The organism is Bacillus cereus group sp. RP32, assembly GCF_040459735.1.
GTDB classification, from domain to species: Bacteria; Bacillota; Bacilli; order Bacillales; family Bacillaceae_G; genus Bacillus_A; species Bacillus_A wiedmannii.
In genome coordinates, this window is the sequence record NZ_JARVHO010000005.1 from 1 (window position 1) to 10,021 (window position 10,021).

A 10,021-nucleotide genomic window follows, 5' to 3' on the forward strand; every position below is an offset into this window, starting at 1 on the left:
TGATTTTGTGTAGCATATATTTTTGTGAAAGTATTGTTAGACTCTTTTATATTAAAAAAATAGGTAGTACTAAATAAAATTCATTAGAACTATTTTGAATAGGAAAGCATATCTTATAGTGTGGAACAAGCATTGGGCACTTGTTTTGCACTCATAAATTTAGTCTCTTTGAAAGGAAAGGGAATCTATTAGTAGATCCCTTTTTTACATTAAATAGATTCAAAATGTTATTTATTCTTTTTTATAAGATTAATATACTTATTTTTTTGAAAAAAATAATATGAGTATATAAGTCTAGTTAATCACAGAAAAAATAAAATTTATATATCTTAAAATAATGATATTCAGAATAAACAAAAAGATATTCATTATGAATATCTTTTTGTTTATTCTGTGAGTTGTTTGTCGGAGAGAACATATTTGCCATTATCGATTTTATTTTATGAAATTATTTTTTAAAAGGTGTATGTAATTTGGGATTTTTTGATTTAACTATTTGAGCTATATTTTATTATGTTTTAAATATGAAATAGATCTAGGATATTATCTTTTTCTTCTTTATTAATTTCAATGTATTTCAGTGTAATTCTTGGTGTACTGTGGTTGAGTATGTTTTGCAACATAGCAACATCTTTTGTTTGTTTATAGAACCAATAGCCGAAGGTTTTGCGCATGGTGTGGGTACCAATGGATTCTACGCTAGCAAAGTCTCCGGCTTTTTGCAATTGTAGATAAGCTTGGATCTTACTAATGGGTTTGTCTCCTTTTCGAGAAGGAAATATTGGGATAAGTTTCACTCACTTTTTTCATTTTATTTTATAGTTTCCTTTAGGAGAGCACTAACGGATATTGGTGTTTTTTTAGTAGGTTGGTTTGAAAAATAAGAAGTTTTCTTTGTTTTAAATTTGTACTTGTTGTATTTGTAAAATTTTTAAATTAAGGTTTAATACAATTATTTCACGAAAAGTATTAAATGGTTCCTTTAAGTTTGTTAGACAAGGGGAAAAGTCTAATCCAACAAGTTGAGTACTGACTAATTCGCAATATGGTTGTTTGTTATAATAAACTGTATCTCCGAAGGAACATTTTTCTAAATGTGGTAAATCACTGTTTTTAGGATTAATAAAATGAAATGTAGTATCTGAGGAAGAAGCTATTAAAGCTAAAGATAGAAAATCATCTTCTATTAGATCTGTGGAACCGGAAAATGGAACATTTACAATAGAATTATATATAATTCTATTGTATTCATCATATACATACTCAATACTTTTACGGATATACCCTTGTAAAAATAAATTAGCTTTTGTAACTAGGTTGTAATTTGTACCTGGTATTGGAGTAAATGCTAGAGGAACTAAATCACCTTGTGTCAAAAATACGTTGTTTTTTAAGATACGCTTAATTTCAATTGCTGGAGGATCTAATGAAATATTAGATTCTACAACAATTTGAATTGTTCTTTCGGCTAATATAACTGGCATTTGTACAAGCGGTGTTTCTGTGGTAACAATGGGTGTTTTAACTTTATTATTTAATGGTGTTTGAGTTTGTCCTACCACCTGACATGATGTATTAATTGGACGTTGTTCACTCATGTTACTTAGACTCCTTTTTAAAATTACTTTAGATTTTTAAAACTGTTTAATGTCAATGTATTAATTTTTTTCATTTATGTTATTCGTATCAATTTAATTTTTTAATAATACATAAAGATAATTAAATTTAAAATAATTGTAGAATAGATCATGTATTTACTTTTATTTCCATATTAAATTTATAGGGATTATAAATACTGTTTTGTCTATTATGGGTACACCCTAATCATCCATCTATTAGCTACTGAAAACACTTTGTTCCAACTGTATGATTAGGATGTATGATAATAAGTTGAAAAATAACAAGGAAATCCATGATTATAAGTATGTTTGAAAATAAATGTATGACTAATACTCAAAATTACATGTATCTCGGCTGTACCCCTAGATGTCGTTTTTTTTTGATAGATTTTAAATATGGAAATTATCAAGTACATTATCTTTCTCTTCTTTGTTGATACCGATATATTTCAACGTGATTTGTGGTGTGCTATGATTCAATATTTCTTGCAACATAGCAACATCTTTTGTTTGTTTATAGAACCAATAGCCGAAGGTTTTGCGCATGGTGTGGGTACCAATGGACTCTACACTGGCAAAGTCTCCGGCTTTTTGCAATTGTCGATAAGCCTGGATCTTACTAATGGGTTTGTCTCCTTTTCGGGAAGGAAATAACCAGGTATCATCTAGAGTTTGAGCATAAGAGTATACTTCATCAAAAATGGAAGTAAGGTTAATTATGCGTTCTTTCTTCGTTTTTCCTTCTTTGATCTTAAATTCTTTTCTTTTTTTTCGTTTTAGTTTTACTATGGTTTGTGTTTCTAGTTGAAGTAGATCACTTACGCGTAGTCCGGTATGAATTCCAATAAGAAAGAGAATATAGTCTCGTTCGGAACAATGACGTTTAAGAGCCCATTTCATATCTTCGATTTGTTCTTTGCTACGGATGGGTTGGACATCAATGAGATGTGGTTTTTTGTTCATGGATTTTCGACCTCTTTATTTACAGTGTTTTGAATGTATACTTTTATTATATAAATTGAGGATATCAGGGGATTCGGTGAGAAGTCAATGACTAAGGGGAAATGAATGTAAACTAATATTTAAAAGTTTACATTGGAACTTGCAATTGAAATTCAACATACAATGCTATGAGCATTTACAATATAGTTTTGGTCAAAACCACAGCGATTGCTGTGGTTTTTTATTGACGAAACTGAAAGTTAAACTTCTATTCAAAAGTTTACTTTGGAACATTTTATTATTAGTTGTATAAAATGTTGTGAAACTAAAAGTGTATTAGATTGAATAATGGTGTTCTTTTTCAAACAAAAAGTCTAGTAGTTACTAGGCTTTTTGTTTAATTTATTCATGTTCCATTAAAGAAACTCCTTTCGATCAGAAAACAATCAATTAATTTATATATATAAATTAATTGATAAAAAGATTTCATGATAATAAAAGATAAGTTACTAAGTTGCACAGAACTTTTATATAAATAAAAAAACCCTCATGTTATAATTGAAAGCGACCAAGCAAATCAATTAGAGAAGAGGGATTTTTATTGTATATATTCATTTTTAATTACTATAAGAATCATAGCATAAAATGTTTCTCATCTCTAGTTGTAAATGTTAGAAAAGAGGAGAAACATTATGACGAAAATAGTCAATATAGGACATTCTGAAAAAAAATCAAGAGTAAGAGAGAATAAAGTTGAAGATTTTTTAGAACAAGCTAATATAGGTTTGTCAGCTGAGCAGCAGCAAGTCTTACTACAGATTCTACATAGTACAACAGGTAACGATTATTTCATTGGTAAGAAGAAAAAACGAACTGATGGGGTGAAGTTCGTGCAAATGATAACGGAGAATATTGATTATTTATGTGAGATTGGTTATTTAACTCAACCAGAGAAAGCTTTTTTATTTGAGCTTTCAAGATTCTTAGAGTTTAAATCAAATGTTGTTGTTGAAAAGAATGATGAGGAAATTAAGCCGAATGCGGCTTCTCCAAGTTATTTAGCTAAAAAATTAGGAAAAACAAGAACTTCTATTTCTAAGATTATGAATGATTTACTTGTTAAAGGGATTTTAGGGGTTGCAGAAACCGGGATAACTACTGAAGATGGACGATCTTGTTCTTCTCGTACTTGGTTTGTTAACCCTAATATATTATGTAATGCACCAAAAGATGATATTGATAGAGCTACACAACAAATATTTGCAAAATCATTAAGAAACATTCAACTTGAAGGAAGCAAAAAAAAGCATAAATTGCCGATATATTTATTTTAAAAAAAGTGTAATTAACTATTGCACTTTTTTTTTTTTTTTTTTGTTAAAAAATAGGTGTTAAAAAAAATTAACACAGGTGTTAAAAAAAATTAACACCCCGAACACTTTAAACCCTTGATATTACTGGTTTTTTGTATTTTCCCTATCTCACTCTATATATAGGGCTAAAAGTTCCGCAAGGAACAGGTAGTATTTTTAAGCAAAGATCACTTAAAAATCTCCACCTTTGTTAGAAAAAAGAAAAGTCTTTGACTTTTCTTTTTTCTAACATCCTTGCGGAACTTTTTTTGGCTCGTTTGCTTCCATCGCCAAGCCGATAAACTCAAAAGTGGGATTTAGGCATATCGGCTTGAGCTATTCATTATACGAGCCAAACCGCTTGATTTAACGTTCTTTAATGAATTCTTACTCTATTTTTAGATACGCAATACGTGGGGTCTCCCCACACCCCGGCCAGCCTCTACCTCAAAAGTAGGGGGAAAACCAAAAAACACTTACTAATTGTAAGTGTTTACTGTGGAAGTGGTTTCTCTCGCTGAGATTCGTAGGAATCGTTGAAATTTAAACGTCTAAATAGATTTGTATTCCGGATTTTGATGTTTTTTGGATCAATCATAGATTGCCAAGGTTGTAAGTTCTTTTTATTTTTTCTAAGTTTAGTAATTCTACTTATAACATTGTTTAACTCACGTTCATGATCTTGGTTCATCACAATAAAAGTAAAGCTTGTTATCACTGTTGGGAAGCAAATCTTTAATAAAAATTCAATATGATAGATATCAGAGATTAGGTTATTAATTGTGATATAAGATGTTCCTGGTATTGGGATAATATTTGCTACGATCCGTAAGGATTCTTTTTGATCATTAATAAGTAGTTTAAGAGAACAACGTGTAGTAAGAATCTTAAAGAGTTCGTCTATGAATGTAATGAGTACATGAAGTTGAGTTTCAGGTGTCTCTTCATTGATGAACCACAATCCTCTATTTTCTTTTTTTGTTTTTATAAGAAAATCTGTTACAAATTCGATATCAAGATTTTTAGGTATTTTGTTGTTTGGGAAGTATTCTCCAAAATAACGTGTATCTTTCTCTGATATTGGTTTAATTGGGAAAAAGGGTTCTGTATGTAATAGATAATAATGCTCGTGAGAGCAAAGTAATGCGGTTAATAATATTGGGTCTGTATATTGTTTATTTAATTCGAGATAATCTTCCATACGAGTAAAATGGCGGAAGAGTACATTCTCTCCGGGTGCAATTGGTAGTACCTTTTTTTCTTGGCCAAAATAATAGTAAGCCCGATAAGATAAATAAATATATTCCGCACCATAAAAGGATTTAGAACCAATTAATAGTTTATCTTCTAACTCTTTTAATTTTGCATAACCAAGTGTTCTAGATTTATTCTTTTTTCCTTTTTGGTAGCCAAATAGGTCCAAAAATTGAGATTTTAACATGTAGGGTTGATGGTGCAGCATAAATGTAAATAGATTATGATAATGCTTCATGATGAATAAATGTAATTCATCATTTAATTTTCTCTTATGTGGATTTTCCTGAATTTCATGTAAGTTTAAGATATAGGGTGAATCTGTATTATTCATAATTTCATGTACTGTATAAAAAGTATGTGGGACGATAAATGTTGGTTGTGTTGCCATGTTCTTTCCTCCTATACTTGTTCATACCCAGATAAAAATGTTTTCGCAAATTCTTGTTTTTGTTGGATATCAATCTCTTTATAATTACGTGTTGTTACCTCTATGGCAATGTAACCGCTATGTGCTTCGCTATAGACGGCCCCATCGGGCGTTGGTTGGAATTTCCCTTGTGGATGGGATTCTACTATTCTTTTTTTGAAATCGTCGTATCTGAGGTCTTTCTGAGCTTCTGAATGCAATTGTTTTTCTGTTTTCCATGTTTCTCTTATTTCTTTTGGTAAAGAGATGTATTTTTCAGAGAGACGAATATCATGTTTGGCGTTATTTATGCCAGTTTTATATTGATATTCTTTTCCCTCTTTTTTAAACTTTTCTATTCCCTTTTCTCCTAAAACAATTTTTCCTGTGCGTTCTTCTAAATATCCGCTATGACAAAGTTTTTTTAGACGATCTCCTTTGATGTTATATTCTCTTTCCATTTGTTCTCTGGTAGCTGTTCCAGTTTTCCAAAGCATATCCATGCCTTCAATTTCTTTTGTTTTGAGAATCCTTATATGTTTTCGTGGCGCGGCCATAGGGATGCCTCCTGTCTTTGCTATATTTGTGCATTTAATTATTTGGGAATCCATAGCGAAGCTATGTGTCTTCACATAGTTCGTTTTTTATTAAATAAACATTTGTTTAAAAATGTTTATTTCATTTCATTCAAAAAAGCGTAAGCTGGTTTTGAATGAACCAATCTAATAGCAAAAGCTATAGATTGGAGAATACAAAATGTGATGCGAAGCATGACATTTTGATCAAACAACTAAAAATGCTGGAAGGCAATTTTAGTTGTCTTTTTCTAAGAAGCGTGAGCTGATTTAGAAAAAGAATCTGGACAGATGCGAAGCATTCTGGCCAGGAAGTCCCGCAGGGCAAAATACGCCTGAAGACCATTCACTCGGCTTGCCGAGCTTGTTTTTGGTTCAAGCGCAGCGAGAATCAAAAATGAATGCGTCTGACCGCAGGCATGGAAAAGCGTCAGCTTTTATCATGCCAAGGCAGGCGTATTTTGCCCTGCTTGAATCTTGCAGGACGTAGGACGGCAAGATGATGAGTGGAATGCTCTTGATCTTCCCGGTTTAAAGCCGTTAAGGCGATAAACCGGGCTCCACGTAGGGGAGCATATATATTTGATTATAGGTGATACCATATAAAATATAGTTTAACTATATTATACAATATATTAATTTTAATATAAGTGATTTTTAGGGGGATTTTGTGATGTGAATAAATGGGGGAATAGATAGAGAAGGATTGATCACTGAGTCCGTAACGTTTATGCCGCGAAAGTCACTTGACCATGAGGGGCACCCTCATGCAAACTCATCAGAGGTGGCCCTAGAAGGGCGGTTTTTGCCCGCTGGGGTTATCTTTGGGAGTTTGAGGGTGTAGAGGCTCGTGGTCAAGTGAATCGTGGAATAAAAAGTGTAGGACGGGACCCCAGGAAAGGGCAAAAATCAAAAGATATATTAGAATTTAAAATTAAAGATCCTAAATATGAGACTATTATTAGTAGAAAAAGAAAAAGACTTGTCCTTATTTATAAAGGATAAGTCTTTTTCTTTTTCTATCAAAAACTAAAAAACATAAATAATCTTACCAATGTTTGCGATTACTATGACAACAAACAATAAAACATTTACATTTTTTATGTTTCCACCAGTCACTATGATGTCTACACTTACAAGAATCATTATCACGTTTGTGTTTCCACCAGTCGTTATGATCCTCACATTTATTAGAATGACTACTATGTTTCCAACAATCATTACTCCAACTCATTTTTATACCTCCTCTCGAACAAGAGTTATATTATTTTATGCTTTAATAGAGAAAATGCTTGTTTGCTAACCTATATAGAATTTCACAAAAAAAACTATGAATATTTATTAGTAGAGAGTTAACATAACGTCCTATTATCGGTAGCAAGGATAATGGAGGAACCCCTGTTTTTATGGGGTTCTTTTTTCTTTTCTAGTAAAATTGATATGCATAATTTTATACATGGTTGAAATAGCGGGGATATTGAGGATCCTGGTTATTCTTTTTTTTGCATAAAATCTTGTATAAATAAAAAAGATTTTGATTTGGGTATCGAGATATAATGAGTATTCAATTTTAAAATTGATAAGTATTCCTAAGGTTGGGTCTGTAATACGAATTATACAAATTACCCATGTAAAGATTATGAGAGTTAAGAATTTGAAACAAGTGATAGGTGAATTATTAGGAAAAAGGGTATATCATTGCTATAGCGAATATATTTTTGAGGTGAGACGCTATGAAGACGTTATATAGTCCCGGCGAAGTGGCAGAGCAATTAGGTATCCAATCTAGTACATTACGTAAGTATGCTGATGTACTAGAAAAAGAGGGGTATACTTTCATAAAGAATGAACGTGGGCATAGGAAGTATAGAGAAAGTGATGTAATGGTGTTTCGTAAGGTTATCAACCTAAAGAACGACACAGACATGACATTAGAAAACGCTACAAAACAAATAGTATCATGGCATCAAGGCGTTGAGATATTGCCATTAGAGCGACATGAAATTGAGCGCTATGAAGAACCGGATTTCAACGCTACAATGCTACAGATGATGTTTCAAGATCAAAATGAGATCATTGAAAAGCAAAATGAATTACTACAAGAATTAAATAGGCGTTTAGTTGAACAAGATCAGCGATTCGCACAAAGAGAATCAGAGTTATTGAGCGCTATACAAACGATACAGGAATCCCAAACGCTTATAGCGACGAATACTAGCGAAGACGTAGCGAAGAATCAAAGAAGCGATGAAATGCTTATGCAAACAATAAGGGAAGTCCAGGAAGTTAAGAAGATGATTGCAGCAAGTAAAGATAAGAAATGGTATGAGTTTTGGAAATGATTCTTTGAAATTTAATTAATTATCTCTTGCCACTTCTAAAAAATATAGGAAAATGAATACAAAAGTAAAGCTTAGAGTTATATGAGAATTTTGAGCTTTTTGGGATATTACTAATAATTTGATTTTATGTGAACTAAATCTTAGGAAGAAGGAATTGAAAATGAATAAGAAATGTCCTAATTGTGGTTCTAGAGAAATCAGGCAAGATTCATTAAATGCCCCAGCATGTTTAAGACTTATTAGTACGAATAACCTTTTTAATCAATTTTCAAGAGTGATTGCTGATGTTTGCACGGAGTGTGGTAACATTTTATCTATGAAAGCAGTACATCCAGAGTATTTTAAAGTAGATAAATAAAAATTATTGATAATACAGATTATGTGAATGAAAAGTTCCTTTAGAAGAAAGATCTGAAGGGATTTTTTTATATATTTTAAGATACATTGATTGTTGATAATATAATGTTATGTAAATAAAAGAAAGGGGAATTTTTTAGGATTCCTCTTTCTTTTTTAGTGCATGAAATGTGAAAAAGAACTGATTTGCTTTAAAAATATAACTTGTTTTATTTTATCAGATTTGTACTTGTTGAGTTTGTAATACTTTCAAAGTAAGATCAAGAACAATTTTTTCACGCAATTTGTCAAATTCTTTCTCAGGATATTGATCATAATATTTATCTTGATATTTATCTTGATATCTATCTTGATTTCTGTCCTGATATTCATCATGTTTTGAATCATGATGAACATCATATGATGAATAATCAAGTTCATAAAATTCCGCACTAATTAATTCACAATATGGTTGTTCATTATAGAAAACATTATTTTCAAAGAAGTATTTGTCTAGACGAGGAACATCATTCTTTTTCGGATTAATGAAACGAGCTTTATTTTCCGAACCAAAAGCTATAATTGGGAAAGAAAGAAATTCATCTTCAGTCAAATCAGCAAAACCAGAGAATCGAACCTTTGCAATTCGATCATGAATCACGCCATTGCAGTATTTAGCAGCGTATTCAATATTTTTACGAATATAACCTTCTACAAACAATTTTGCTCTTGTTACTTGAAAATATCCTGTTTCATTAATTGGTTCATATTCAACAGGTACTAGTTTACATTGTGTTAAAAATACATCTTTTAACACTCTTTTAATTTCCACTGCTGGTGGAGAAAGTGGAATTTCTGCTTCTACTACAATTTGAAGTGTTCTTTCTGCTAATACAACTGGAATTTTAATTCTTGGATTGTTTGTAAGAACAGGCGTTGCCTCAGTATCACTGAGTGGAATCCGCGATTCTGATTTAACCTTACAATCTTTATTTTTATTATTATCTTGTTTATATTCTTTTTCACTCAATTTAAAAAAGCCTCCTTTTAGTTTATGTTTTGAGTGTGTTTATACTTTCTTTAACATGTTATGGAGTGTATTTATATGTGTGAAGGCATGTATAATAGTGATTTTCCTCATTTTTAAATGAAAAAAACAGATTATAGTAATAAAACCTATGTTTTTCTTATT

At 31.1% G+C, this 10,021-nt stretch carries 8 protein-coding genes and 1 pseudogene; 3 read left to right on the forward strand and 6 right to left on the reverse strand.

Annotation, left to right across the window (positions count from 1 at the left end):
- Positions 1 to 518: 518 nt before the first annotated feature.
- The 3 genes and pseudogenes from QCI46_RS29790 to QCI46_RS29800 form a co-directional block, all read right to left on the reverse strand.
- Positions 519 to 782 (reverse strand): annotated as a pseudogene (locus QCI46_RS29790) (tyrosine-type recombinase/integrase); the annotation flags it as partial.
- A 117-nt stretch (positions 783 to 899) separates the two neighbouring features.
- Positions 900 to 1,598, reverse strand: a complete 699-nt coding sequence (locus tag QCI46_RS29795) for a CsxC family protein (RefSeq protein ID WP_353842202.1) — start codon at positions 1,596 to 1,598, stop codon at positions 900 to 902.
- A 411-nt stretch (positions 1,599 to 2,009) separates the two neighbouring features.
- Complete coding sequence (locus QCI46_RS29800; RefSeq protein ID WP_353842203.1) at positions 2,010 to 2,582, reverse strand: tyrosine-type recombinase/integrase; 573 nt, start codon at positions 2,580 to 2,582, stop codon at positions 2,010 to 2,012.
- Positions 2,583 to 3,253: 671 nt separating this feature from the next.
- Between QCI46_RS29800 and QCI46_RS29805 the strand changes: the two genes are divergently transcribed.
- Complete coding sequence (locus tag QCI46_RS29805) at positions 3,254 to 3,895, forward strand: hypothetical protein (RefSeq protein ID WP_000161841.1); 642 nt, start codon at positions 3,254 to 3,256, stop codon at positions 3,893 to 3,895.
- 511 nt (positions 3,896 to 4,406) lie between these two features.
- Here QCI46_RS29805 and QCI46_RS29810 read toward each other — a convergent pair.
- A complete protein-coding gene (locus tag QCI46_RS29810; RefSeq protein WP_353842204.1) occupies positions 4,407 to 5,558 on the reverse strand; it encodes a hypothetical protein in 1,152 nt (383 codons plus the stop codon).
- Positions 5,559 to 5,569: 11 nt separating this feature from the next.
- Positions 5,570 to 6,133, reverse strand: coding sequence for a hypothetical protein (locus QCI46_RS29815; protein WP_353842205.1), 564 nt, complete (start codon positions 6,131 to 6,133; stop codon positions 5,570 to 5,572).
- Between the two features lie 1,751 nt (positions 6,134 to 7,884).
- On the opposite strand from QCI46_RS29815, the gene QCI46_RS29820 reads away from it, so the two are divergent.
- Both QCI46_RS29820 and QCI46_RS29825 read left to right on the forward strand, forming a co-directional pair.
- Positions 7,885 to 8,493 (forward strand): DUF3967 domain-containing protein, encoded by a 609-nt coding sequence (locus QCI46_RS29820; RefSeq protein WP_353842206.1) that lies wholly within the window; start codon positions 7,885 to 7,887, stop codon positions 8,491 to 8,493.
- A gap of 160 nt (positions 8,494 to 8,653) precedes the next feature.
- The gene (locus QCI46_RS29825) at positions 8,654 to 8,851 is read left to right on the forward strand and encodes a hypothetical protein (RefSeq protein WP_353842207.1); all 198 of its coding nucleotides are present in this window, start codon (positions 8,654 to 8,656) and stop codon (positions 8,849 to 8,851) included.
- 216 nt (positions 8,852 to 9,067) lie between these two features.
- On the opposite strand, the gene QCI46_RS29830 is transcribed toward QCI46_RS29825, so the two are convergent.
- Positions 9,068 to 9,859: a CsxC family protein gene (locus QCI46_RS29830; protein WP_098223429.1), complete on the reverse strand. Its 792-nt coding sequence runs from the start codon at positions 9,857 to 9,859 to the stop codon at positions 9,068 to 9,070.
- Between the last annotated feature and the right edge of the window lie 162 nt (positions 9,860 to 10,021).